This is a genomic window from Pseudomonas wadenswilerensis (assembly GCF_900497695.1).
In the GTDB taxonomy this organism is placed as follows: domain Bacteria; phylum Pseudomonadota; class Gammaproteobacteria; order Pseudomonadales; family Pseudomonadaceae; genus Aquipseudomonas; species Aquipseudomonas wadenswilerensis.
In genome coordinates this window covers 436,046-459,210 of sequence record NZ_UIDD01000004.1, presented here as the reverse complement: position 1 = coordinate 459,210, position 23,165 = coordinate 436,046, and the positions used below count along the sequence as shown (strand labels likewise).

At 60.4% G+C, this 23,165-nt stretch carries 25 protein-coding genes; 17 read left to right on the top strand and 8 right to left on the bottom strand.

What is annotated here, in order from left to right:
* Window positions 1–14: 14 nt before the first annotated feature.
* Complete coding sequence (locus CCOS864_RS06855) at window positions 15–197, top strand: PA3496 family putative envelope integrity protein (protein ID WP_115085628.1); 183 nt, start codon at window positions 15–17, stop codon at window positions 195–197.
* Between the two features lie 61 nt (window positions 198–258).
* Here the strand turns inward: CCOS864_RS06855 and CCOS864_RS06850 are convergent, their stop codons facing one another.
* Window positions 259–885: a response regulator transcription factor gene (locus CCOS864_RS06850; RefSeq protein WP_115085627.1), complete on the bottom strand. Its 627-nt coding sequence runs from the start codon at window positions 883–885 to the stop codon at window positions 259–261.
* A gap of 439 nt (window positions 886–1,324) precedes the next feature.
* Between CCOS864_RS06850 and CCOS864_RS28675 the strand changes: the two genes are divergently transcribed.
* Complete coding sequence (locus CCOS864_RS28675; RefSeq protein ID WP_415842479.1) at window positions 1,325–1,876, top strand: hypothetical protein; 552 nt, start codon at window positions 1,325–1,327, stop codon at window positions 1,874–1,876.
* A 60-nt stretch (window positions 1,877–1,936) separates the two neighbouring features.
* Here the strand turns inward: CCOS864_RS28675 and CCOS864_RS06840 are convergent, their stop codons facing one another.
* Window positions 1,937–3,154 (bottom strand): argininosuccinate synthase, encoded by a 1,218-nt coding sequence (locus CCOS864_RS06840; RefSeq protein WP_115085626.1) that lies wholly within the window; start codon window positions 3,152–3,154, stop codon window positions 1,937–1,939.
* Between the two features lie 129 nt (window positions 3,155–3,283).
* Window positions 3,284–4,237, bottom strand: a complete 954-nt coding sequence (locus tag CCOS864_RS06835; RefSeq protein WP_115085625.1) for a flagellar protein MotY — start codon at window positions 4,235–4,237, stop codon at window positions 3,284–3,286.
* A 130-nt stretch (window positions 4,238–4,367) separates the two neighbouring features.
* Here CCOS864_RS06835 and pyrC point away from each other — a divergent pair, with 130 nt between their 5' ends.
* Window positions 4,368–5,414: a dihydroorotase gene (pyrC, locus tag CCOS864_RS06830; protein WP_115085624.1), complete on the top strand. Its 1,047-nt coding sequence runs from the start codon at window positions 4,368–4,370 to the stop codon at window positions 5,412–5,414.
* A 56-nt stretch (window positions 5,415–5,470) separates the two neighbouring features.
* Window positions 5,471–6,082 carry a ribonuclease T gene (gene rnt / locus CCOS864_RS06825; RefSeq protein ID WP_267954172.1) on the top strand — a complete coding sequence of 204 codons (612 nt, stop codon included), beginning with the start codon at window positions 5,471–5,473 and terminating at the stop codon, window positions 6,080–6,082.
* A 119-nt stretch (window positions 6,083–6,201) separates the two neighbouring features.
* Here the strand turns inward: rnt and CCOS864_RS06820 are convergent, their stop codons facing one another.
* Complete coding sequence (locus CCOS864_RS06820) at window positions 6,202–6,804, bottom strand: peroxiredoxin (protein ID WP_010221038.1); 603 nt, start codon at window positions 6,802–6,804, stop codon at window positions 6,202–6,204.
* Here CCOS864_RS06820 and CCOS864_RS28170 point away from each other — a divergent pair.
* From CCOS864_RS28170 to bfr, 3 genes are all read left to right on the top strand, one after another.
* Window positions 6,803–6,976: a hypothetical protein gene (locus tag CCOS864_RS28170; protein WP_167458864.1), complete on the top strand. Its 174-nt coding sequence runs from the start codon at window positions 6,803–6,805 to the stop codon at window positions 6,974–6,976. The genes CCOS864_RS06820 and CCOS864_RS28170 overlap by 2 nt on opposite strands.
* A 62-nt stretch (window positions 6,977–7,038) precedes the next feature.
* Window positions 7,039–7,257, top strand: a complete 219-nt coding sequence (locus CCOS864_RS06815; RefSeq protein WP_115085622.1) for a bacterioferritin-associated ferredoxin — start codon at window positions 7,039–7,041, stop codon at window positions 7,255–7,257.
* Window positions 7,258–7,455: 198 nt separating this feature from the next.
* Complete coding sequence (gene bfr / locus CCOS864_RS06810) at window positions 7,456–7,926, top strand: bacterioferritin (protein WP_115085621.1); 471 nt, start codon at window positions 7,456–7,458, stop codon at window positions 7,924–7,926.
* Between the two features lie 70 nt (window positions 7,927–7,996).
* Here the strand turns inward: bfr and grxD are convergent, their stop codons facing one another.
* The gene (grxD, locus tag CCOS864_RS06805) at window positions 7,997–8,332 is read right to left on the bottom strand and encodes a Grx4 family monothiol glutaredoxin (RefSeq protein WP_028943477.1); all 336 of its coding nucleotides are present in this window, start codon (window positions 8,330–8,332) and stop codon (window positions 7,997–7,999) included.
* A 92-nt stretch (window positions 8,333–8,424) separates the two neighbouring features.
* Entirely contained in the window at window positions 8,425–10,533 is a 2,109-nt protein-coding gene (locus tag CCOS864_RS06800; RefSeq protein WP_115085620.1) for a molybdopterin oxidoreductase family protein, read from the bottom strand.
* A 377-nt stretch (window positions 10,534–10,910) separates the two neighbouring features.
* Between CCOS864_RS06800 and argF the strand changes: the two genes are divergently transcribed.
* Window positions 10,911–11,831 carry an ornithine carbamoyltransferase gene (gene argF / locus CCOS864_RS06795; RefSeq protein WP_115085619.1) on the top strand — a complete coding sequence of 307 codons (921 nt, stop codon included), beginning with the start codon at window positions 10,911–10,913 and terminating at the stop codon, window positions 11,829–11,831.
* Window positions 11,828–12,937: an ABC transporter ATP-binding protein gene (locus CCOS864_RS06790; protein ID WP_115085618.1), complete on the top strand. Its 1,110-nt coding sequence runs from the start codon at window positions 11,828–11,830 to the stop codon at window positions 12,935–12,937. Before argF ends, CCOS864_RS06790 begins: the two co-directional genes overlap by 4 nt.
* 50 nt (window positions 12,938–12,987) lie before the next feature.
* On the opposite strand, the gene CCOS864_RS06785 is transcribed toward CCOS864_RS06790, so the two are convergent.
* Both CCOS864_RS06785 and ybaK read right to left on the bottom strand, forming a co-directional pair.
* Window positions 12,988–13,767 carry a PhzF family phenazine biosynthesis protein gene (locus CCOS864_RS06785; protein WP_115085617.1) on the bottom strand — a complete coding sequence of 260 codons (780 nt, stop codon included), beginning with the start codon at window positions 13,765–13,767 and terminating at the stop codon, window positions 12,988–12,990.
* Window positions 13,768–13,861: 94 nt separating this feature from the next.
* A complete protein-coding gene (gene ybaK / locus CCOS864_RS06780) occupies window positions 13,862–14,332 on the bottom strand; it encodes a Cys-tRNA(Pro) deacylase (protein ID WP_115085616.1) in 471 nt (156 codons plus the stop codon).
* A gap of 283 nt (window positions 14,333–14,615) precedes the next feature.
* Here ybaK and CCOS864_RS06775 point away from each other — a divergent pair, with 283 nt between their 5' ends.
* From CCOS864_RS06775 to CCOS864_RS06740, 8 genes are all read left to right on the top strand, one after another.
* Window positions 14,616–15,467: an MIP/aquaporin family protein gene (locus CCOS864_RS06775; protein WP_115085615.1), complete on the top strand. Its 852-nt coding sequence runs from the start codon at window positions 14,616–14,618 to the stop codon at window positions 15,465–15,467.
* 67 nt (window positions 15,468–15,534) lie between these two features.
* Complete coding sequence (gene glpK / locus CCOS864_RS06770) at window positions 15,535–17,034, top strand: glycerol kinase GlpK (RefSeq protein WP_115085614.1); 1,500 nt, start codon at window positions 15,535–15,537, stop codon at window positions 17,032–17,034.
* 126 nt (window positions 17,035–17,160) lie between these two features.
* Entirely contained in the window at window positions 17,161–17,916 is a 756-nt protein-coding gene (locus CCOS864_RS06765; RefSeq protein ID WP_045197716.1) for a DeoR/GlpR family transcriptional regulator, read from the top strand.
* A gap of 183 nt (window positions 17,917–18,099) precedes the next feature.
* Window positions 18,100–19,638 (top strand): glycerol-3-phosphate dehydrogenase, encoded by a 1,539-nt coding sequence (glpD, locus tag CCOS864_RS06760; RefSeq protein ID WP_115085613.1) that lies wholly within the window; start codon window positions 18,100–18,102, stop codon window positions 19,636–19,638.
* 313 nt (window positions 19,639–19,951) lie between these two features.
* Window positions 19,952–20,884: a glutamate/aspartate ABC transporter substrate-binding protein gene (locus tag CCOS864_RS06755; protein WP_115085612.1), complete on the top strand. Its 933-nt coding sequence runs from the start codon at window positions 19,952–19,954 to the stop codon at window positions 20,882–20,884.
* Window positions 20,885–20,983: 99 nt separating this feature from the next.
* The gene (locus CCOS864_RS06750; RefSeq protein ID WP_115085611.1) at window positions 20,984–21,730 is read left to right on the top strand and encodes an amino acid ABC transporter permease; all 747 of its coding nucleotides are present in this window, start codon (window positions 20,984–20,986) and stop codon (window positions 21,728–21,730) included.
* Window positions 21,727–22,395: an ABC transporter permease subunit gene (locus CCOS864_RS06745; RefSeq protein WP_167458866.1), complete on the top strand. Its 669-nt coding sequence runs from the start codon at window positions 21,727–21,729 to the stop codon at window positions 22,393–22,395. Before CCOS864_RS06750 ends, CCOS864_RS06745 begins: the two co-directional genes overlap by 4 nt.
* Window positions 22,392–23,126, top strand: coding sequence for an amino acid ABC transporter ATP-binding protein (locus CCOS864_RS06740; protein WP_115085609.1), 735 nt, complete (start codon window positions 22,392–22,394; stop codon window positions 23,124–23,126). The genes CCOS864_RS06745 and CCOS864_RS06740 overlap by 4 nt, the downstream gene beginning before the upstream one ends.
* Window positions 23,127–23,165: the final 39 nt, after the last annotated feature.

Genomic DNA, 23,165 nt, shown 5'->3' with positions numbered 1-23,165 from the left:
GCTTGGAGTGACTTATGAGCACCGATAAAGAAGACCTGGATGTAGAGGTAGTAGACGACATCGGCACTGAAGATGCAGATGACGAGCCCCAGGTTGAAGTGGCGAAAACCAACCTGAGCAAACGCCGCACCATCGATAACCTGCTGGAAGAGCGGCGCTTGCAGAAGCAATTGGCCGATTACGACTTCGACCTCTGACGGATCGACGTCTATTAATCAAAAAGCCTCCTTGCTGGAGGCTTTGTTGTTTCTGGGTGTATCAAACCAGACCGTTGCGCTGGGCCAGTTCGATCAGGTCAACCAGCGAGCGTGCATTGAGCTTGAGCAGCAAACGCGTCTTGTAAGTGCTGACCGTCTTGTTGCTGAGGAACATGCCATCGGCGATCTCCTTGTTGGTCTTGCCCCGCGCCAGTTGCTGCAGGACCATCATTTCCCGCCCCGACAAGCGCTCGACCATATCAGCCTCGCTTGAGCCACCGAGGTTCGACCGTACCGAATGCAGCGCCTGGTTCGGGAAATAGCTGTAGCCGGAAAGCACCGCCTTTATGGCACTGAGCAACTCGGTGAGATCCTGTTGCTTACAGACATACCCGGCTGCCCCTGCCTGCATGCAGCGCATGGAAAAATGCCCGGGTGCCTGGGACGTCAGCACCAGTACCTTGATACCGGCATTATTGGCGGTCAACCTGGCGATGACCTCCAGGCCATCAAGCTTGGGGATGCCGATATCCAGAATGACGATGTCCGGGCCATGCTCCCGCGCCAACTGCAACGCGTCCACGCCGTTATCCGTCTCCGCAATGACTTCATAACCATGCCGCTCCATCAACATGCGTACAGCCAGGCGAATGACCGGATGATCATCCACGATCAGGACTTTATTCATGGGCAAATCCAATTGTTCGCTGTTCTATTTTTTGAGTCCGCACAATAGCCTAGTTACATGACATATTGTATTGCGCCATTAACCAGCAATTGCATACAAGGACACTGCCTACAGCCTTAAAAGAATTATCCTACAAAGCACCTAAATAACGATACTTTGCAAAATAGCATTGGAGCACACGCACAAAGCCTCCAACACTTATTGGATAAAGGTAGCACCAGATATAGAAACCACCTATGAAACTTAGCTTAATTACCTGAAGGAAATGTCCTATAGGCTTGTTTGATAAAAACAAAATCCCCCAGCAACGAAATACCGCCCTACGTAACCCGGGATATATTGCCAAGCCGTGAAATGCGCCACGCTGTCCGAATACCGTCGGAGATGCTAAACCCTGCTCTCACACCGCAGTGCAATCGCTGAACGCAAGGGGAGCTGTATGAGTAAAGCCGAGCCGAAAAGCCCACTGACGATCATTGCCATTTTCGCGGGCATCATCGAAGCGTCGGCACTGGCCTCTTTGCCATTTCTGGGCGAGGATAGCCAGAGTACCTACACTTGGTTCCTGGTGGGATTCCCGTTCTTCCTCACGGTGTTGTTCTTTCTTACCTTGAACTTCAACTATAAATCCCTTTACTCACCCGACATTAGCGAGCCGGCGCCCGGCACAATCACCGGCCCTGCTCCGGTGGTCAGGCCCATGTATATACCCGCCTTGCCTGAAACATCCGCAACCGAGGATCTCCGCGCAAGTTCAGCGAGCATACAAGCTGAAACAATTAACGCAACGCATATGCTTCCGGATATTTCCGAACAAAGTACAGTGATCATCACCCTGCGCGGGCCTGCAGCAACTCACCTGATGAAATACTTCGCCCTACAGGCACTCCAACCCTCGCGGCTGCCGTGTAATAAATGGATTCTGTACAACCTCGACACCGGGGCGCAAACCACTCTGCAGACTCAATCATCGAGCGAAACCCAGCCTTGAGTGCAACCTGCAGCTAAAAAAAACCCCGGCAAGCCGGGGTTCTTTCACAGGCAGCAATGATCAGATCAGGGTCCGACCCTTGTTGGCCGCAATGCGCATGCGCAGGGCGTTGAGCTTGATGAAGCCCGCTGCGTCTGCCTGATTGTACGCGCCGCCATCTTCTTCGAAGGTGGCGATGTTGGCGTCGAACAGCGAGTCGTCCGACTTGCGGCCGGTGACGATGACGTTGCCCTTGTACAGCTTCAGGCGTACCACACCGTTCACGTTGACCTGCGAAGCGTCGATCATCTGTTGCAGCATCAGACGCTCCGGGCTCCACCAGTAACCGGTGTAGATCAAGCTGGCATACTTGACCATCAGCTCATCCTTCAGGTGAGCGACTTCGCGGTCCAGGGTGATCGACTCGATCGCCCGGTGGGCGCGCAGCATGATGGTGCCGCCTGGGGTTTCGTAGCAGCCGCGCGACTTCATGCCGACGTAACGGTTCTCGACGATGTCCAGACGACCGATGCCGTTCTCGCCGCCGATGCGGTTGAGGGTGGCCAGTACGGTGGCTGGCGACATTTCAACGCCGTCCAGGGCAACGATGTCGCCGTTGCGGTAGGTCAGTTCCAGGTAGGTCGGAACGTCCGGGGCGTTTTCTGGCGACTTGGTCCAGCGCCACATGTCTTCTTCGTGCTCGGTCCAGGTATCCTCCAGTACACCACCCTCGTAGGAGATGTGCAGCAGGTTGGCGTCCATCGAGTACGGCGACTTCTTCTTGCCGTGACGCTCGATCGGGATACCGTGCTTCTCGGCGTAGTCCATCAGTTTTTCACGGGACAGCAGGTCCCACTCACGCCATGGCGCAATGACCTTGACGCCTGGCTTGAGCGCGTAGGCACCCAGCTCGAAACGTACCTGGTCGTTGCCCTTGCCGGTCGCACCATGGGAGATGGCATCGGCGCCGGTCTCGTTGGCGATTTCGATCAGGCGCTTGGCGATCAGCGGACGAGCGATGGAAGTACCCAGCAGGTACTCGCCTTCGTAGACGGTGTTGGCGCGGAACATCGGGAACACGAAGTCGCGTACGAATTCCTCGCGCAGGTCATCGATGTAGATTTCCTTGACGCCCATGGCCTGAGCCTTGGCGCGGGCCGGCTCGACCTCTTCGCCCTGTCCCAGGTCAGCGGTGAAGGTCACCACTTCACAGTTGTAGGTATCCTGCAGCCACTTGAGAATCACCGAAGTATCAAGGCCGCCGGAATACGCCAGTACGACCTTTTTTACGTCCGCCATGCCATCACTCCACGGGGTTGTACGGAAAGCCGTCGATTCTACCGGCCTTGCGACAAAATTTACAGTGGGGCGACAGCTTGTGACGACAAAGCGACAGGAACTGTCGAGAGCGCGACGGACGGTCGCAGCTCAGGACTTGCTTGCGGGCTTGACAGTATCGGCTGCGGCAGCAGGCGTGGCCGGCGGTTTGGCTGCCGGCTCAACGGGTTTTGCTACCGTTTTTTCGACAGGCGTCACCCGATCGAGCTGAATGTTCACCCGCCGGTTGCGCGCGCGGTTGGCCGCGGTGTTGTTGCGCGCCAGCGGATAGCGCTCACCATGAAAGCGCACGGTGATCTGCTCTTCGGGAACGCCGTGGGCCTTGAGGTACTCCATCACCGCCAGCGCCCGGCGCCGCGACAGATCGCGGTTGGTCAGGCGGTTGCCGCTGTTGTCGGAGTGGCCGTCGAGCTCGACGTGGTTGACCGTCGGGTCGGCCTTGAGGAAGTCGAGGATCACGTCCAGGCGTGCCCGGGCATCGGCATCCAGGTCAATACCACCGCCCGGAAAGCCGACCCGCGCCTGGCGCACCTGGTCATAGTTCATCGGCAGGAGTTTCGCCGCGCAGGCCTGATAATCTCCGTAGGCCTTGTTGAACTTGACCGGCAACACCCGCACTTCCATGGTCCGCCCGGCTTCACCGGCAGCGTTGCGCACCACGGTGCTGCGTCCATCGAGCAAACCGTTGATAAGGCGGCTGGCCTGGCCCTGGGAGCTGGTAAAAAGCACACCGCTGCGGGCCATGCGCACCGCGCCCAGGTTGATATCGCCCCGCCCGGGCTGCCACGGCGCAGCCGCCGCCAGCAGAGTGGCGGAGCCGGCACCCAGTACATTGCTGCTTGAACGCAGCTGGAAAGTCGGCTGTTCACCGGCACGGCGGACAAACTCGCCGCTACCGAAATCGGCAATGGGTTGAACCAGCCGACATTCGAACTGATCGCCTTCGACCTTCCACTCGATGTTCTCCAGACGGGTCTGGAAGGTGAGTGCCATGGCGGGCATGCTGGCAAACACACTGAGCAGGGCTAGATAACGCTGGCGCACGGGCGGCTCCACAGATTTTCACGGTATACCTGCACGCTATCGGTCGGTCGCGGCAAAACTTGATAGCGAGTGCTCGTAACCGGCTTTTCCGGTAGCATTCACCTTGAGTTCGACCCGCCTGGAATCCCCAATGTCCGACCGCCTGACCCTCCTGCGTCCCGACGACTGGCACATCCATCTTCGTGATGGCGCTGTATTGCCGCATACCGTCGGCGACGTTGCGCGCACCTTTGCCCGCGCAATCATCATGCCCAACCTGGTACCACCGGTGCGCAACGCCGCCGAAGCCGGTGCCTACCGCGAGCGCATCCTCGCCGCACGCCCTGCCGGCAGCCGTTTCGAGCCGCTGATGGTGCTGTACCTCACCGACCGCACCCAGCCCGAGGAAATCCGCGCGGCCAAGGCCACCGGCTTCGTCCACGCCGCCAAGCTCTATCCGGCTGGCGCGACGACCAACTCTGACTCCGGTGTAACCAGCGTCGACAAGATCTTCCCGGTGCTCGAAGCCATGGCCGAGGTCGGCATGCCACTGCTGGTGCACGGTGAAGTGACCCGCAGCGAAATCGACGTGTTCGACCGCGAAAAGCTGTTCATCGACGAACACCTGCGCCGCGTGGTCGAGCGCTTCCCGACCCTCAAGGTAGTGTTCGAACACATCACCACCAGCGACGCCGTGCAGTTCGTCAACGAGGCCCCGGCCAACGTTGGCGCGACCATCACTGCCCAGCACCTGCTGTACAACCGCAACCACATGCTGGTGGGCGGAATTCGTCCGCACTTCTATTGCCTGCCGATCCTCAAGCGCAACACCCACCAGGTGGCCTTGCTGGACGCCGCCACCAGCGGTAGCAGCAAGTTCTTTCTCGGCACCGACTCGGCTCCGCACGCCCAGCACGCCAAGGAAGCCGCCTGTGGCTGTGCCGGTTGCTACACCGCCTATGCCGCGATCGAGATGTACGCCGAAGCGTTCGAACAACGCAATGCGCTGGACAAGCTCGAAGGCTTCGCCAGCCTGCACGGCCCGGCCTTCTACGGCCTGCCGGTAAACACCGATAGCATTACCCTGGTCCGCGACAGCTGGACCGCCCCAAGCAGCTTGCCGTTCGGCGAGCAGACCGTTATCCCGCTGCGCGCCGGTGAGCAACTGCGCTGGCGCCTGCTGGAGGAAACTGCGTGAGCGAAGATCAGTACGAAGACGACCAGGAAGGTCATGGCGGCGGTTCGCGCCACCCAATGGCTGAACGCTTTCGCGGTTACCTGCCAGTAGTTGTCGATGTTGAGACCGGCGGTTTCAACAGCGCAACCGACGCCCTGCTGGAGATCGCCGCGGTCACCATCGGCATGGACGAAAAAGGCTTCCTGTTTCCGGAACACACCTATTTCTTCCGCGTCGAGCCGTTCGAAGGCGCCAACATCGAACAGGCTGCCCTGGAGTTCACCGGGATCAAGCTCGACCACCCGCTGCGCATGGCGGTCAGCGAGGAGTCGGCCCTGACCGACATCTTCCGTGGCGTGCGCAAGGCGCTGAAGGCCAATGGCTGCAAACGGGCGATCCTGGTCGGCCACAACAGCAGCTTCGACCTGGGCTTCCTCAATGCCGCCGTGGCCCGCCACGACATGAAGCGCAACCCGTTTCATCCGTTCTCGAGCTTCGACACCGCCACCCTGGCCGGCCTTGCCTATGGCCAGACCGTACTGGCGCGGGCCTGCCAGAGCGCCGACATCGACTTCGATGGCCGTGAGGCGCACTCGGCGCGTTACGACACCGAGAAGACCGCCGAGCTGTTCTGCGGCATCGTCAACCGCTGGAAAGAAATGGGCGGCTGGCAGGACTTCAACGACTGATGTTGGAGCGGGCTTGCCTCGCGATGCGATATAGCATGCAGAATGCTATCGCGGGGCAAGCCCGCTCCTTCAGGCATAAAAAAACCGGCCATCAAGGCCGGTTTTTTTATGCCTGGCAATTACAGCTTGCCAGCGTTCTCGCTCAGGTAAGCAGCAACGCCTTCTGGCGAAGCGGTCATGCCCTTGTCGCCTTTTTTCCAGTTGGCAGGGCAGACTTCGCCGTGCTCTTCGTGGAATTGCAGGGCGTCGACCAGACGCAGCAGCTCGTCCATGTTGCGGCCCAGCGGCAGGTCGTTGACGATCTGCGAGCGAACAACGCCCTTGTCGTCGATCAGGAAAGCACCACGGAAAGCTACGCCGCCTTCGGACTCTACGTCGTAGGCCTTGGCGATGTCGTGCTTCATGTCGGCAGCCATGATGTACTGGACCTGACCGATGCCGCCGGCATTGATCGGGGTGTTGCGCCAGGCGTTGTGGGTGAAGTGCGAGTCGATCGACACGGCGATCACTTCAACGTTGCGCGCCTTGAATTCGGCCATGCGGTGGTCCAGGGCGATCAGCTCGGACGGGCAGACGAAGGTGAAGTCCAGCGGGTAGAAGAACACCAGGCCGTACTTGCCCTTGATGGCCGAAGCCAGGTTGAAGCTGTCGACGATTTCGCCGTTGCCCAGAACAGCTGGAACGGTGAAGTCCGGGGCATTTTTGCCAACGAGTACGCTCATGCGATATCTCCTGATGGGGTGGAATCATCTTGCACAGGCCAGCATGCAGCGGCCCGGCATCGAAATGGCCGACCATCATACACCGCCCGGCGCGACTCGCCGAATTTCAGTCCGAATGCTCGACAATCTGCCGTTGGTCGCTCTAGTCCGCGCCTTGCAGAAAGAGTTTTGACAAGCATTCTCATTAACATTAAGCTTCTTCGCATTGAGCCTTAACCAGCGATGGTCAGCCCTATGTATGTGTGTCTTTGTGTTGGTGTGACCGACGGACAGATCCGCGATGCGATCTATGAAGGATGCTGCAGCTACAAGGAAGTCAGAACCGCCACCAACGTGGCGAGCCAGTGTGGCAAATGTGCCTGCCTGGCCAAGCAGGTAGTGCGCGAAACCCTCACCGAGCTTCAGGTCAGCCAGGCTGCCCTGCCCTATCCTGTAGAATTTACTGCAGCATAATTCAGCGAATTCCAAGAACCGGACCCAGTGTCCGGTTTTTTTATGCCTGTAATTCAAGTAGTTAGAGGTTTAACGCGGAACACAAACATTCTTATTCCGATTAATTTTCATTTATTATTCAATAACTTAGGTTTGACAGTAGAAGTTGCGAGGCTCAGACTTGCCTTTATAGACACACTTACAGGGCAGGACCCCATCATGAAAGGCGACGTTAGCGTCATCCAGCATCTCAACAAGATCCTCGGAAACGAGCTGGTCGCAATCAACCAATACTTCCTGCATGCACGCATGTACGAGGACTGGGGTCTGGAGAAGCTCGGCAAGCACGAGTACAAAGAATCCATCGAAGAGATGAAACACGCTGACAAACTGATCAAGCGTATTCTGTTCCTCGAAGGCATCCCCAACGTCCAGGACCTGGGCAAGTTGCTGATTGGCGAGCACACCAAAGAGATGCTTGAGTGCGACCTGAAGATCGAGCAAAAAGGCCTGGTCGACCTCAAGGCCGCCATCGCCCACTGCGAGACCGTCGGCGACTTCGGCAGCCGTGAGCTGCTCGAAGACATTCTCGAAGCCGAGGAAGAGCACATCGACTGGCTGGAAACCCAACTGAGCCTGATCGACAAGGTCACGCTGGAGAACTACCTGCAGTCGCAAATGGGCGAGTAAGTTCACCGCCCTGCCCTACAGGCACAAAAAAGCCCCGCACTGCGGGGCTTTTTTTTGACCAAACCTGGAATCAGGCCTTGGCTGCCTCAGCCTTGGCTGCAGCTTCCTTGATCAGGGTCTGCAGTTCGCCGTTGGCAAACATTTCGGCCATGATGTCGGAACCGCCGACCAGCTCACCGGCAACCCACAGTTGCGGGAAGGTTGGCCAGTTGGCGTACTTTGGCAGGTTGGCGCGGATTTCCGGATTCTGCAGGATATCCACGTAAGCGAATTTTTCGCCACAACCCATCACGGCTTGCGCCGCCTTGGCCGAAAAACCGCACTGCGGGGCATTCGGCGAGCCTTTCATGTAAAGCAGAATGGTGTTGTTGGCAATCTGCTCTTTGATTGTTTCAATGATATCCATGAAGCACCTCGCGGCTGAACTTTCCGACCTGGTTGTCGGCACGGTGACGCATTGTATCGGAAAGCCGAGCAGGACGCTCGGCCTTGCCGATATCAGGCCGCAACCACCTGCACCGGCACGCCGTTGAGCGCCGCATTGCCCGACACCGCATCCAGCTGGCGCTCATCGGTAAGGTCGTTGGCGCTGGCGCCGGGCTGGCCCTGGGCGATCTCCATGCGCACCCCGGCACGGGCATGGCCAAAGCCATGGGGCAAGCTGACCACCCCCGGCATCATGTCGCTGCTGGCCTGCACCTCGACCTCGATTTCCCCGACCCGCGAGCTGACCCGCACCCGCTGGCCATCCTGCAACTGGCGGCCGGCCAGGTCATCCGGATGCATCAACAGCTGGTGACGCGGCTTGCCTTTCACCAGGCGATGGTAGTTGTGCATCCAGGAATTATTGCTGCGCACATGGCGACGACCGATCAGCAGCAGTTGATCCGCCGCCAGCGGCTGTTGCCCGGCAAAGCGCTGCAGGTCGCCGAGAATCTCCGGCGGTGCGGCTTGAACCCGTTGGTTAGCCGTCTTCAAACGCGCAGCCAGGTTCGGCTGCAGCGGGCCCAGGTCGATGCCATGCGGGTACTGATCGAGGGTCTCAAGCGACAGTTTGAACGCCGAAGCATCCCCATATCGGCCCTGGCGCAAGCCGATATCGATCATTTGCGCCGGCGGCAAGGTCGGCTTCAACGGCCTCTCGCTGAGAGCGGCAAAGGCCTTGGCCAGGCCGACGAAGATCTCCCAGTCATGCAAGGCGCCTTCGGGTTTGGGCAGCATGGCCCGATTGAAGCGGCTGACATTGCGTACCGCGAACAGATTAAAGGTGGTGTCGTAGTGATCGTTCTCCAGTGCCGAGGTGGACGGCAGGATCAGGTCGGCGTAACGGGTAGTTTCGTTGATGTACAGGTCGATGCTGAGCATGAACTCAAGGCCGTCCAGGGCCCGCTCCAGCTGCCGGCCATTGGGCGTGGACAGCACCGGGTTACCCGCGACCGTCACCAGCGCGCGAACCTGCCCTTCCCCTTCGACCAGCATCTCTTCGGCCAGGGCCGCCACCGGCAATTCGCCGCCGTACTCGGGAAGCCCGGAGACCCGGCTCTGCCAGACATTGAAATGCCCACCCGACGTACTGGCCACCAGATCCACCGCAGGCTCGGTACACAGGGCGCCACCCACGCGGTCGAGGTTGCCGCTGACCAGGTTGATCAACTGCACCAGCCAGTGGCACAAGGTGCCAAAGGCCTGGGTCGAGACGCCCATGCGCCCGTAACAGACCGCCTTGTCGGCGGCGGCAAAGTCCCGGGCCAATTGGCGAATTACCTGGGCATCGACGCCGCACAGCGGGCTCATGGTCTCGGCGGTGAACGGCGCGATCGCCGCTTGCACCTCGTCCAGACCATCGACCGGCAATGCCGATTGGCAGGTAAGGCCCTCGGCAAACAAAGTGTTGAGCAGGCCGCAGAGCAGCGCCGCATCACCGCCAGGACGGATGAACACATGCTGGTCGGCCATGGCCGCCGTCTCGCTACGGCGCGGGTCGACCACCACCAGTTTGCCGCCGCGGGCCTGGATTGCCTTGAGGCGCTTCTCGACGTCCGGCACGGTCATGATGCTGCCGTTGGAGGCCAGTGGGTTGCCGCCAAGGATCAACATGAACTCGGTGTTGTCGATGTCCGGGATCGGCAGCAGCAGGCCATGGCCGTACATCAGGTAGCTGGTCAGGTGATGCGGAAGCTGGTCCACCGAGGTGGCAGAGAAGCGGTTACGGGTCTTGAGCAGGCCGAGGAAGTAGTTGCTGTGGGTCATCAGCCCGTAGTTGTGCACACTCGGGTTGCCTTGATAGACGGCCACGGCGTTCTGCCCGTGGGCCTGCTGGATGGCCCAGAGCTTTTGCGCGGCCAGTTCGAAGGCTTCCTCCCAACTGATCGCCTGCCAGCTGTCAGCGACGCGCTTGTGTGGCGCACGCAAGCGATCCGGATCGTTCTGGATATCCTGCAAGGCCACCGCCTTGGGGCAGATATGGCCGCGGCTGAAGCTGTCCTCGGGGTCGCCCTTGATCGAAGTGATGCGCGGCGCGGCATCGGGTTCGTGGGTGATCTCCAGGGTCAAGCCGCAGATGGCTTCACATAGATGACAGGCACGGTGATGCTGGGTCTTGTTCATGGCCACCTCTTGCTCGGGTGTCTGGGATCAACCGACTATGAGCCTGACCCGGCCTGGCGACCAGTGAGGTTTGTCGCGTGAATCTTCAGGCATCAGGCGCAGCGATTCGCCGCGGGGCCGCTGCCGGGTTTGCCAAGGCGCTGGCAGGCAGTGTAAAACCCTTGTGTAACGTATAAAAAAAGCTTCTGACCAATGGGTTACGACACTGCCTGAAACATCGGCGACGAAACCCCCTCTTGGTATGACGCGACATTTAATTATAGTATTGCGTCTTCCCCTAATTCGTCGCCCCGTGCGGCTTTCGCCGCAGGTCACTTCCGTTGTTTTGAAAAACCGGTATGGCTGATCTGCGGTCTGTTGCAAAAAGGTAGTCAAAAATGAGCGCTAGGCACTTTCTCTCCCTGATGGATTTCACACCCGACGAACTGCTCAGTGTGATCCGTCGAGGTATCGAGCTGAAGGACCTGCGTAACCGCGGCGTACTGTTCGAACCGCTGAAAAACCGCGTGCTGGGGATGATCTTCGAAAAGTCCTCGACCCGCACCCGCCTGTCGTTCGAAGCCGGCATGATCCAGCTTGGCGGCCAGGCCATCTTCCTCTCGCCACGGGACACCCAGCTGGGCCGTGGCGAGCCGATTGGCGACTGCGCCATCGTTATGTCGCGCATGCTCGATGCGGTGATGATCCGTACCTTTGCCCACAGCACCCTGACCGAATTCGCCGCCAACTCGCGGGTGCCGGTGATCAACGGCCTGTCCGACGACCTGCACCCGTGCCAGCTGCTGGCCGACATGCAGACCTTCCTCGAGCACCGCGGCGCCATCCAGGGCAAGACCGTGGCCTGGATCGGCGACGGCAACAACATGTGCAACAGCTATATAGAAGCGGCGATCCAGTTCGACTTCCAGCTGCGCATCGCCTGCCCGGCCGAGTTCGAGCCCAATCCGCAGTTCCTGGCCCAGGCCGGTGACCGCGTGCAGATCTTCCGTGAACCCAAGGATGCGGTGCAGGGTGCCCACCTGGTGAGCACCGATGTCTGGACTTCCATGGGTCAGGAAGAGGAAACTGCACGGCGTCTGGCCTTGTTCGCGCCTTACCAGGTAACCCGCGAACTGCTCGACCTGGCAGCACCCGATGCCCTGTTCATGCACTGCCTGCCCGCTCACCGCGGCGAGGAAATCAGCCTGGACCTGCTCGACGACCCCCGTTCGGTCGCCTGGGACCAGGCCGAAAACCGCTTGCATGCACAGAAGGCGCTTCTCGAATTTCTTGTTGAACCGGCCTATCACCACGCATGAGTCAACCTTTACTGCTTAACCTGCGCGAGCTCGCCTGTGGCTATGGCGAGCAGCGCATCGTCCAGAACCTCAACCTGCACCTGAACGCCGGCGACATCGGTTGCCTGCTGGGCTCCTCAGGCTGCGGCAAGACCACCACCCTGCGCGCCATCGCCGGCTTCGAGCCGGTGCACGAAGGCGAGATCCAGCTGGGCGGCGAGGTCATCTCCAAGGCCGGATTCACCCTGGCACCGGAGAAACGCCGGATCGGCATGGTGTTCCAGGACTACGCGCTGTTCCCGCACCTGACCGTGGCCGAGAACATTGCCTTCGGTATCGGCAAGCACCCGCAACAGCGCCAGGTGGTCGAAGAGATGCTCGAGCTGGTCAAGCTCGGCGGCCTGGGCAAACGCTACCCCCACGAGCTTTCCGGCGGCCAGCAGCAACGTGTGGCCCTGGCCCGCGCGCTGGCGCCCGAACCGCAACTGCTGCTGCTCGACGAGCCGTTCTCCAACCTCGACGTAGAGCTGCGCCGGCGCCTGAGCCACGAAGTGCGCGACATCCTCAAAAGCCGTGGCACCAGCGCGATCCTGGTCACTCACGATCAGGAAGAAGCCTTCGCCGTCAGCGATCACGTCGGTGTGTTCAAGGAAGGTCGCCTGGAGCAATGGGATACCCCCTACAACCTCTACCACGAACCGCTGACGCCGTTTGTGGCCAGCTTCATTGGCCAGGGCTATTTCATTCGCGGCCAGCTGACCAGCCCGGAATCGGTACGCACCGAGCTCGGTGAACTGCGCGGCAACCGTGCCTATACCCTGACACCTGGTAGCGCCGTGGATGTGCTGCTGCGCCCGGACGACATCATCCATGCGCCGCGCAGCGAGCTGAAGGCGCTGATCGTGGGCAAGAGCTTCCTTGGCGCCTCGACCCTGTATCGCCTGCAACTGCCGACCGGCAGCCAGCTGGAAGCGATCTTCCCGAGCCACAACGACCATCAGGTCGGTGCCGAAGTAGGGATTGAAGTGGCGGCGGATCACCTGGTGGTGTTTGCCGTTCCGGGCAGCGTGGCGGCGCAGTTGCCGGTGCCGGAGAACGGCGTTCGCCGGTACAGCTCGGCGGTCTGATGTAAGGCCAATCGCGGGGCATGTGGGAGCGTGCTTGCCCCGCGATGCTTCTAAATCATCAAAACCCCACTGGCCACCAGCCTGGCATTCCCGGCAATCTTCACCCGCTCCCCCTCCAGCCGGCAGAACAACTCACCGCCGCGACTCGAACACTGGAACGCGCGCAGCTCGCTCTTGCCCAGGCGCTGCGCCCAGTACGGGATCAGGCTGCAGTGGGTGGAACCTGTCACCGGATCTTCCGGTATGCCTATCCCCGGCGCAAAGTAGCGCGAAACAAAGTCGTGCTCGATACCTGGCGCCGTGACGATCACTCCCAGCCCCGGTAATTGCGCCAGTGCTGTCATGTCCGGCGTACAAGCGCGCAACACCTGCTCGGATTCGACCCGCACCAACAGTTCGCTGGTTTTCCATACTTCCAGCACCGGGCAGCCCAGGGCTTCGGCCACCGGCAGCGCTTCATCCAGCGGTTGCGGATCGACACGCGGAAAATCCAGCTGCAAGCGCCCGCCCTCGCGGCTTACGCTCAGCGGGCCGGATTTACTCTGGAACAGCAACCGCTCGCCCGGCACGTTATAGACCTCCAGCAACACATGAGCACTGGCCAGGGTCGCGTGGCCACACAGCGGTACTTCGGTGGTCGGGGTGAACCAGCGAATCTGCCAGCCTTCGGTATGGGGGACGACGAACGCAGTCTCGGCCAGGTTGTGTTCGGCGGCAATCTGCTGCATCAGCTCATCGGCGAGCCAGCTGCCGAGGCGATAGACCATGGCCGGGTTGCCGGCAAAGGGACGGTCGCTGAAGGCATCGACCTGATGGAATTCAAGCTGCATGGGACGATTTCTCTCAGTGGCGGGCCACAGAGCATGCCCGCCAAGCACTGACGACCGACAGAGACAGAATCAAGCGATTTTGAGCATACAGATGTCAGTCACGACCAATGGCGGCGAATTTTCCCTGGGTGTGCTCGGCCAGCACCGCAGCGGCCAGTTCGACTTCCAGACCCCGGCGGCCGGCACTGACGAAAATTGTTTCAAAGGATTGAGCGGTTTCGTCAATAAAGGTACGCAGGCGCTTCTTCTGGCCCAACGGGCTGATCCCGCCCAGCAGGTAACCGGTCGAACGCTGGGCCGCCGCCGGATCGGCCATCTCGCACTTCTTTACCCCGGCAGCATGGGCCAGGCCCTTCAGATCCAGGCTACCGACCACCGGCACCACCGCCACCAGCAACTCGCCCTTTTCGCTACTGGCCAACAAGGTCTTGAACACCTGCGCCGGCTCAAGATTGAGCTTCTCCGCCGCTTCCAGGCCGTAGGACGCAGCTTTGGGGTCATGTTCGTAACTGTGGATATGGTGTTCGGCGCGAACCTTTTTCAGCAGATCCAGGGCGGGCGTCATGCAGGACTCCAAACAGTAGGGTGAATGCCATTTCGCTGGCTACTTTAGGGCAAAACCCCAACCGCAACCAACGCCCATCACCGCCTCCAATAGTCAGATTGTGAATGGTGGTTCACTTTCGACCTTTGACATAAGCGTTTCTTGTCTATATTTTTTCGATTCTGAATATAGCTATGCCCCGTTAAGGTGCATTTCCTGCCGCCGCCCGACCGAAATGGGGATTTCTGTCGGGTTTTTGTCGAGCGCTCACTGCGCCTCACAACAACAAGAACCGAGGTAACGAATGACGACTGCTCTGCGACAACCAACACTTTCAAGCCAGTGCATGGCCGAATTTCTCGGCACCGCACTGCTGATCTTTTTCGGCACCGGTTGCGTCGCTGCGCTCAAAGTAGCGGGTGCCAGCTTTGGCCTGTGGGAAATCAGCATCATCTGGGGCGTCGGCGTGAGCATGGCGATCTACCTGACCGCCGGGGTTTCCGGCGCGCACCTGAACCCGGCGGTAAGCATCGCCCTGTGCCTGTTCGCCGGTTTCGAGAAGCACAAACTGCCGTTCTACGTCGTCGCCCAGATCGCCGGCGCCTTCTGTGGCGCAGCGTTGGTTTACACGCTGTACAGCAACCTGTTCTTCGATTTCGAACAAGCCCATGAAATGATCCGTGGCAGCCAGGCCAGCCTCGAGTTGGCCTCGGTGTTCTCCACCTACCCGCACCCGGCGCTGTCCACCGGCCAGGCCTTCCTGGTCGAAGTGATCATCACCGCCGTACTGATGGCGGTGATCATGGCCCTGACCGATGACAACAACGGCTTGCCGCGCGGCGCCATGGCGCCCCTGCTGATCGGCCTGCTGATTGCAGTGATCGGCAGCGCCATGGGCCCGCTGACCGGCTTCGCGATGAACCCGGCGCGGGATTTCGGGCCCAAGCTGATGACCTTCCTCGCCGGCTGGGGCGAAGTCGCCTTTACTGGCGGTCGTGATATTCCCTATTTCCTGATTCCGATTTTTGCGCCGATCATAGGGGCAAGCCTTGGGGCTGCCCTGTACCGCAGTGTGATCGCCCGCAACCTGCCGGTTGCCGAGAGCGAAAGCGCCCAGACCGACGCCAACCCTCAGGGCAAGACCCAGGCATCCTGATGCCTGCAGTGGCGAGCCAGGCTCGCCCCGCCCTGATCTCCACCCTATTTAGTGCAAGGCCAACGACATGACAGACACCCAGAACAAGAACTACATCATTGCCCTGGACCAGGGTACGACCAGTTCGCGGGCCATCATTTTCGACCGTGATGCCAACGTGGTTGGCACCTCGCAGCGCGAATTCGCACAGCATTACCCACAAGCCGGCTGGGTCGAGCACGACCCGATGGAAATCTTCGCCACCCAGAGCGCGACCATGGTCGAAGCCCTGGCCCAGGCAGGCCTGAGCCACGACCAGGTAGCCGCCATCGGTATCACCAACCAGCGTGAAACCACCGTGGTGTGGGACAAGGAAACCGGTCGTCCGGTGTACAACGCCATTGTCTGGCAATGCCGGCGCAGCACCGAGATCTGCGAACAGCTCAAGCGTGACGGCCTGCAGGACTACATCCGCGAAACCACCGGCCTGGTCACCGACCCGTACTTCTCCGGCACCAAGCTCAAGTGGATCCTCGACAACGTCGAAGGCGCCCGCGAGCGCGCCGAGCGTGGCGACCTGCTGTTCGGCACTGTCGACAGCTGGCTGATCTGGAAATTCTCCGGCGGCAAGGTCCACGTCACCGACTACACCAACGCCTCGCGCACCATGCTCTTCAACATCCACACCCTTCAGTGGGACGAGAAGATGCTCGAGGTGCTGAACATCCCTCGGCAGATGCTGCCCGAAGTGCGCAGCTCCTCGGAAGTCTACGGCCGCACCAAGAGCGGTATCGCCATTGCCGGTATCGCTGGCGACCAGCAGGCCGCGCTGTTCGGCCAGATGTGCGTGGAGCCCGGCCAGGCCAAGAACACCTACGGCACCGGCTGCTTCCTGCTGATGAACACCGGCGACAAGGCGGTCAAATCTTCCCACGGCCTGCTCACCACCATCGCCTGCGGCCCTCGCGGCGAAGTGGCCTACGCCCTGGAGGGCGCCGTTTTCAACGGCGGTTCCACCGTGCAATGGCTGCGTGACGAGCTGAAGATCGTCAACGACGCCCACGACACCGAATACTTCGCCAGCAAGGTCAAAGACAGCAACGGCGTGTACCTGGTACCGGCCTTCACCGGCCTGGGCGCACCGTACTGGGACCCCTACGCCCGTGGCGCGCTGTTTGGCCTGACCCGCGGGGTCAAGGTCGATCACATCATCCGCGCGGCGCTGGAGTCGATCGCCTACCAGACCCGTGACGTACTCGACGCCATGCAGCAGGACTGCGGCCAGCGCCTGAGCGAGCTGCGGGTCGATGGTGGTGCTGTAGCCAACAATTTCCTCATGCAGTTCCAGGCCGACATCCTCGGCACCTGCGTCGAGCGCCCGCAAATGCGTGAAACCACTGCCCTCGGCGCGGCCTACCTGGCGGGCCTGGCCTGCGGTTTCTGGGGCAGCCTGGATGAACTGCGCGGCAAGGCAATCATCGAGCGCGAGTTCACCCCGCAACTGGACGAAGTGCAGAAAGAGAAGCTGTACGCCGGCTGGCTGAAGGCCGTGGATCGCACGCGCGATTGGGAACCGCACGAGGAGTGAGCAGTAGAAACAAGCTGTAAGCTACAAGCTGCAAGCGTGTAGGCCACGAATCATCTTGTGGCTTGCAGCTTGCAGCTTGAGCTGTTTTCATGGCGCAATTTGCCCGGCTGCCCCAAAGGACCGCCCATGAATCTGCCCCCTCGCCAACAACAAATCCTCGAACTGGTCCGCGAACGCGGCTATGTCAGTATCGAAGAAATGGCGCAGCTGTTCGTCGTCACCCCGCAAACCATCCGCCGTGATATCAACCAGCTGGCGGAGGTCAATCTGCTGCGCCGTTACCACGGTGGCGCAGCCTACGACTCCAGCATCGAAAACACCGCCTACGCCATGCGCGCCGACCAGATGCGCGATGAAAAACAGCGTATCGCCGAAGCCATTGCTGCGCAGATTCCCGACCACGCCTCGCTGTTCATCAACATCGGCACGACCACCGAATCCATCGCCCGCGCCCTGCTCAACCACAACCACCTGAAAATCATCACCAACAACCTGCACGTGGCTTCGATCCTCAGTGCCAAGGATGATTTCGAAGTGCTGCTGGCCGGCGGCAATGTACGTCGCGACGGCGGCGTGGTCGGCCAAGCCAGTGTCGACTTCATCAACCAGTTCAAGGTCGACTTCGCCCTGGTCGGCATCAGCGGCATCGATGAAGACGGCAGCCTGCTGGATTTCGACTATCAGGAAGTGCGGGTATCCCAGGCAATCATCGCCAATGCCCGCCAGGTGATCCTCGCCGCCGACTCGAGCAAGTTCGGCCGTAATGCCATGGTGCGCCTGGGTTCGATCAGCCTGATCGACTGCCTGGTGACCGACCAGGCACCAGTGCCCGCCCTCAGCCAACTGCTCAACCAGTACAAGATCCGCCTCGAAGTGGTCTGAGCCGCCGCAAGCTGCCATCGCAACGATGGCAGCTCGAATGTTCGTTATTTTTCATTTATTTGTCATCTGATCAGTATTTTCTATGGGAAGTGACTGGCGAGCAGCATTCTGTTGCGCTAGTATTTTCGAAAGTGAACATTAATGTTCAGATTCGATGTCGGAAAGACCTTCAGGAGGCCACCCGTGTCCCAATCCAGCGTGTCATCGCCCGCCCTTGCCGAAATCTATGACCTCGCCGTAATCGGCGGTGGCATCAATGGTGTGGGGATTGCCGCCGATGCAGCCGGACGCGGTCTTTCCGTGTTCCTTTGTGAAAAGGACGACCTGGCCAGCCATACCTCCTCGGCCAGCAGCAAGCTGATCCACGGCGGCCTGCGCTACCTCGAACATTACGAATTCCGCCTGGTGCGTGAAGCCCTGGCCGAGCGCGAAGTGCTGCTGGCCAAGGCGCCGCATATCGTCAAGCCGATGCGCTTCGTCCTGCCGCACCGCCCGCACCTGCGCCCGGCATGGATGATCCGCGCCGGCCTGTTCCTCTACGATCACCTGGGCAAGCGCAAGCAGCTCGGCGCTTCGCGCAGCCTGCGCTTCGGCCCGGGCAATCCGCTCAAACCGGCGATCACCCGTGGTTTCGAATATGCCGACTGCGCCGTAGACGACGCCCGCCTGGTAGTGCTCAACGCCATGGCCGCCCGTGAAAAAGGCGCCGATATTCGTACTCGCACTCGCTGCACCAGCGCCCGCCGGGTCGATGGTGTGTGGAACGTGCAGCTGGAAAACGCCGACGGCAGCCAGCAGTCGATCCAGGCCCGTGCCCTGGTCAATGCGGCCGGCCCGTGGGTGGCCAAGTTCATCCAGGACGACCTCAAGCTCGACGCGCCATATGGCATCCGCCTGATCCAGGGCAGTCACCTGATCGTGCCGAAGCTGTACGACGGCGAACATGCCTACATCCTGCAGAACGAAGACCAGCGCATCGTCTTCGCCATTCCGTACCTGGAACGCTTCACCCTGATCGGCACCACCGACCGCGAATACACTGGCGACCCGGCGAAAGTGGCAATCACCAAGGGCGAGACCGATTACCTGCTGAAAGTGGTCAACGAGCACTTCAATCACCAGCTCAGCCGCGCCGATATCCTCCACACCTATGCCGGAGTTCGTCCGTTGTGCAACGACGAGTCCGACAACCCGTCGGCCGTTACCCGCGACTACACCCTGGCGCTGTCGGCCAGCACTGGCGAAGCACCGCTGTTGTCGGTATTCGGTGGCAAACTGACCACCTACCGCAAACTGGCCGAGTCGGCGATGGCCGAGCTGGCCCCGTTCTTCACCCAGATGCGCGGTAGCTGGACGGCTACCGCCCCTCTGCCGGGCGGCGAAGACATGAGCACCCCGCAAGCGCTGGTCGATGCCATCCTGGCCCGCTACGGCTGGTTGCCCGCCGAAATCGCCAAGCGTTGGGCACGTACCTATGGCAGCCGCGTGTGGCGCCTGCTGGAAGGCGTACAAGGCCCGGAAGACCTGGGTGAGGCGATTGGCGGCGGATTGTTCACCCGTGAGGTGGATTACCTGTGCAGTGAGGAATGGGCGGTGAATGCCGATGACATCCTCTGGCGCCGGAGCAAGCTGGGGCTGTTCACTACCGCAGCTGAACAACAGGCTTTGCAGGACTATCTTCAGCGCCTGGAGCTGAATCGCGCGCGGGTTCAAGCTGCCTAGTCGCTGACCAACATCGCGGGGCAAGCCCGCTCCTACACTGGGAGCGGGCTTGCCCTCGGACGCGGCCCATCATTCGGATTTCCGAACACCAAACCCCACCGCATTCGGCCATCCGGACGAATCCTACCTCCCGCAAACCGTCAAAAAAGATTAATCCCCCGATTTTTCATGGCGTTATGATCGAAATCAGGGCTTGGCACGAGTCATGCTCTACACTCAGTACCCGAATGCGCAAACCGCTTCACTGCAGTGTTCGCTGAACGAAAGAGCCGGCCAACGGCTCCATAAAAAAAACAACGTCGAGGAAATTTTGATGCGTATCGTTCCCCATCTGTTGGGCGCCGCTGTTGCGGCCGCTTTGATCAGTGCGCCAGCCTTCGCTGCCGAACTGACCGGCACCCTGAAAAAGATCAACGAGTCGGGCACCATTACCCTGGGGCACCGCGACGCTTCCATTCCGTTCTCCTACATCGCCGACGCTTCGGGCAAACCCGTCGGTTACTCCCATGACATCCAGCTGGCAATCGTCGAGGCCCTGAAAAAGGACCTGAACAAGCCGGACCTGAAGGTCAAATACAACCTCGTCACCTCCCAGACCCGTATCCCGCTGGTACAGAACGGCACCGTTGACGTCGAATGTGGTTCGACCACCAACAACGTCGAGCGCCAGCAGCAGGTCGCCTTCTCGGTCGGTATCTTCGAAGTCGGTACCCGCCTGCTGACCAAGGCAGAAGACGGCAAGCCGGAAAACGCCAAGTACAAGGACTTCCCGGACCTGGCCGGCAAGAACGTGGTCACCACCGCCGGTACCACTTCCGAGCGCATCCTCAAGGCCATGAACGCCGACAAGCAGATGAAGATGAACGTCATCTCGGCCAAGGACCACGGCGAGTCGTTCCAGATGCTCGAGTCCGGCCGCGCCGTGGCCTTCATGATGGACGACGCGCTGCTCGCCGGTGAAATGGCCAAGGCCAAGAACCCGAAAGGCTGGGCAATCGTCGGTACGCCGCAGTCCTATGAAATCTACGGCTGCATGGTCCGCAAGGACGACCCGGCGTTCAAGGCTGCCGTCGACAAGGCCATCGTCGAGCTCTACAAGTCGGGCGAGATCAACAAGATCTACGACAAGTGGTTCAACCAGCCAGTCCCACCTAAAGGCCTGAACCTGCAGTTCCCGATGAGCGACGAGCTCAAGGCGCTGATCGCCAATCCTACCGACAAAGCTGCAGACGAAAAGAAGTCCTGATCCCCAGCTAGTTAGTGTCTAACCTTTCATCCGAGGGCGCCTTGCGCCCCCGGATGCTCGAAGGTGCCCGTGAAACAACTGATCTGAGGGGAGATCCCGATGAATTACAACTGGGACTGGGGCGTATTCTTCAAGTCCACTGGCGTCGGCAGCGAAACCTATCTGGACTGGTATATCACCGGCCTGGGCTGGACCATCGCCATTGCCATTGCCGCCTGGATCATCGCATTGCTGCTGGGTTCGGTACTCGGCGTCATGCGTACTGTGCCGAACCGTCTGGTATCGGGCATTGCCACCGCCTACGTGGAACTCTTTCGTAACGTACCGCTGCTGGTGCAGCTGTTCATCTGGTACTTCCTGGTGCCCGACCTGCTGCCGGAGAACCTGCAGGAGTGGTACAAGCAAGACCTCAACCCGACCACCTCGGCACTGATCAGTGTGGTCGTCTGCCTGGGCCTGTTCACCGCTGCGCGGGTTTGCGAACAAGTGCGTACCGGTATCCAGGCGTTGCCCCGCGGCCAGGAAGCCGCCGCCCGCGCCATGGGCTTCAGCCTGCCGCAGGTGTACTGGAACGTGCTGCTGCCGCAAGCCTACCGGATCATCATTCCGCCACTGACCTCGGAATTTTTGAACGTGTTCAAGAACTCCTCGGTGGCCTCGCTGATCGGCCTGATGGAGCTGCTGGCGCAAACCAAGCAGACCGCCGAGTTCTCGGCCAACCTGTTTGAAGCCTTCACCCTGGCCACCCTGATTTACTTCACCCTGAACATGGGCCTGATGCTGCTGATGCGCATGGTCGAGAAAAAAGTCGCGGTACCCGGACTGATCTCCGTGGGGGGCAAATAATGGACTTCAGTGGAATCATCCCTGCCCTGCCGGGCCTGTGGAACGGCATGGTCATGACCCTGCAACTGATGGTCATGGGCATTGTCGGCGGTATCGTGCTCGGCACCATCCTGGCCCTGATGCGCCTGTCGTCGAGCAAGCTGCTGTCGAATTTTGCCGGCGCCTACGTCAACTACTTCCGCTCCATCCCGCTGCTGCTGGTCATCACCTGGTTCTACCTGGCGGTGCCGTTCGTGCTGCGCTGGATCACCGGCGAAGACACCCCGGTCGGGGCCTTCACCTCTTGCGTCGTGGCGTTCATGATGTTCGAGGCGGCGTATTTCTGTGAAATCGTCCGTGCCGGCGTGCAGTCGATCTCCAAGGGCCAGATGGGCGCCGCCCAGGCCCTGGGCATGACCTACGGCCAGACCATGCGCCTGATCATCCTGCCCCAGGCGTTTCGCAAGATGACCCCGCTGCTGCTGCAGCAGAGCATCATCCTGTTTCAGGATACCTCGCTGGTGTACACCGTCGGCCTGGTCGACTTCCTCAACTCGGCACGGGCCAGTGGCGACATCATCGGGCGCTCCAATGAGTTCCTGGTGTTTGCCGGCGTCGTGTACTTCGTCATCAGCTTCTCCGCTTCCTTCCTGGTCAAGCGTCTGCAGAAAAGGATAACCGTATGATCTCCATCAAGAACGTCAACAAGTGGTACGGGGACTTCCAGGTTCTGACCGACTGCAACACCGAGGTCAAGAAAGGCGAAGTGGTCGTGGTCTGCGGCCCGTCGGGCTCGGGCAAGTCGACCCTGATCAAGTGCGTCAACGCCCTGGAACCCTTCCAGAAGGGTGACATCATCGTCGACGGCACCTCGATTGCCGACCCCAAGACCAACCTGCCCAAGCTGCGCTCGCGGGTCGGCATGGTGTTCCAGCATTTCGAGCTGTTCCCGCACCTGACCATCACCGAAAACCTGACCATTGCCCAGCGCAAGGTGTTGGGCCGCAGCGAAGCCGAAGCGACCAAGAAGGGCCTGGCCCTGCTCGAGCGCGTCGGCCTCAGCGCCCACGCCAAGAAGCACCCGGGGCAACTGTCCGGTGGCCAGCAGCAACGTGTGGCCATTGCCCGCGCCCTGTCGATGGACCCGATCGTCATGCTGTTCGACGAACCGACCTCGGCACTGGACCCGGAAATGGTCAGCGAAGTACTGGACGTAATGGTCGAGCTGGCCCATGAAGGCATGACCATGATGTGCGTGACCCACGAAATGGGCTTCGCCCGCAAGGTCGCCAACCGGGTGATCTTCATGGACAAGGGCAACATCATCGAAGACTGCACCAAGGAAGAATTCTTTGGTGACCAGAGCGTACGCGACCAGCGTACCCAGCACTTCCTCAGCAAGATCCTGCAACACTGAGGTCACAACGCTGCTTGTCCGGTGTACGCCGGGCAGGCA

Bases quoted from the DNA above. Each gene is read 5' to 3' on its own strand.
- glpK (WP_115085614.1), top strand. From the start codon at position 15,535: ATGACAGACACCCAGAACAAGAACTACATCATTGCCCTGGACCAGGGT.
- CCOS864_RS06740 (WP_115085609.1), top strand. From the start codon at position 22,392: ATGATCTCCATCAAGAACGTCAACAAGTGGTACGGGGACTTCCAGGTT.
- CCOS864_RS06815 (WP_115085622.1), top strand. From the start codon at position 7,039: ATGTATGTGTGTCTTTGTGTTGGTGTGACCGACGGACAGATCCGCGAT.
- bfr (WP_115085621.1), top strand. From the start codon at position 7,456: ATGAAAGGCGACGTTAGCGTCATCCAGCATCTCAACAAGATCCTCGGA.
- CCOS864_RS06820 (WP_010221038.1), bottom strand. From the start codon at position 6,804: ATGAGCGTACTCGTTGGCAAAAATGCCCCGGACTTCACCGTTCCAGCT.
- CCOS864_RS28675 (WP_415842479.1), top strand. From the start codon at position 1,325: ATGAGTAAAGCCGAGCCGAAAAGCCCACTGACGATCATTGCCATTTTC.
- CCOS864_RS06840 (WP_115085626.1), bottom strand. From the start codon at position 3,154: ATGGCGGACGTAAAAAAGGTCGTACTGGCGTATTCCGGCGGCCTTGAT.
- CCOS864_RS06755 (WP_115085612.1), top strand. From the start codon at position 19,952: ATGCGTATCGTTCCCCATCTGTTGGGCGCCGCTGTTGCGGCCGCTTTG.
- CCOS864_RS06790 (WP_115085618.1), top strand. From the start codon at position 11,828: ATGAGTCAACCTTTACTGCTTAACCTGCGCGAGCTCGCCTGTGGCTAT.
- CCOS864_RS28170 (WP_167458864.1), top strand. From the start codon at position 6,803: ATGCGATATCTCCTGATGGGGTGGAATCATCTTGCACAGGCCAGCATG.
- grxD (WP_028943477.1), bottom strand. From the start codon at position 8,332: ATGGATATCATTGAAACAATCAAAGAGCAGATTGCCAACAACACCATT.
- CCOS864_RS06765 (WP_045197716.1), top strand. From the start codon at position 17,161: ATGAATCTGCCCCCTCGCCAACAACAAATCCTCGAACTGGTCCGCGAA.
- CCOS864_RS06800 (WP_115085620.1), bottom strand. From the start codon at position 10,533: ATGAACAAGACCCAGCATCACCGTGCCTGTCATCTATGTGAAGCCATC.
- argF (WP_115085619.1), top strand. From the start codon at position 10,911: ATGAGCGCTAGGCACTTTCTCTCCCTGATGGATTTCACACCCGACGAA.
- CCOS864_RS06775 (WP_115085615.1), top strand. From the start codon at position 14,616: ATGACGACTGCTCTGCGACAACCAACACTTTCAAGCCAGTGCATGGCC.
- CCOS864_RS06850 (WP_115085627.1), bottom strand. From the start codon at position 885: ATGAATAAAGTCCTGATCGTGGATGATCATCCGGTCATTCGCCTGGCT.
- CCOS864_RS06855 (WP_115085628.1), top strand. From the start codon at position 15: ATGAGCACCGATAAAGAAGACCTGGATGTAGAGGTAGTAGACGACATC.
- CCOS864_RS06785 (WP_115085617.1), bottom strand. From the start codon at position 13,767: ATGCAGCTTGAATTCCATCAGGTCGATGCCTTCAGCGACCGTCCCTTT.
- pyrC (WP_115085624.1), top strand. From the start codon at position 4,368: ATGTCCGACCGCCTGACCCTCCTGCGTCCCGACGACTGGCACATCCAT.
- rnt (WP_267954172.1), top strand. From the start codon at position 5,471: ATGGCTGAACGCTTTCGCGGTTACCTGCCAGTAGTTGTCGATGTTGAG.
- ybaK (WP_115085616.1), bottom strand. From the start codon at position 14,332: ATGACGCCCGCCCTGGATCTGCTGAAAAAGGTTCGCGCCGAACACCAT.
- CCOS864_RS06750 (WP_115085611.1), top strand. From the start codon at position 20,984: ATGAATTACAACTGGGACTGGGGCGTATTCTTCAAGTCCACTGGCGTC.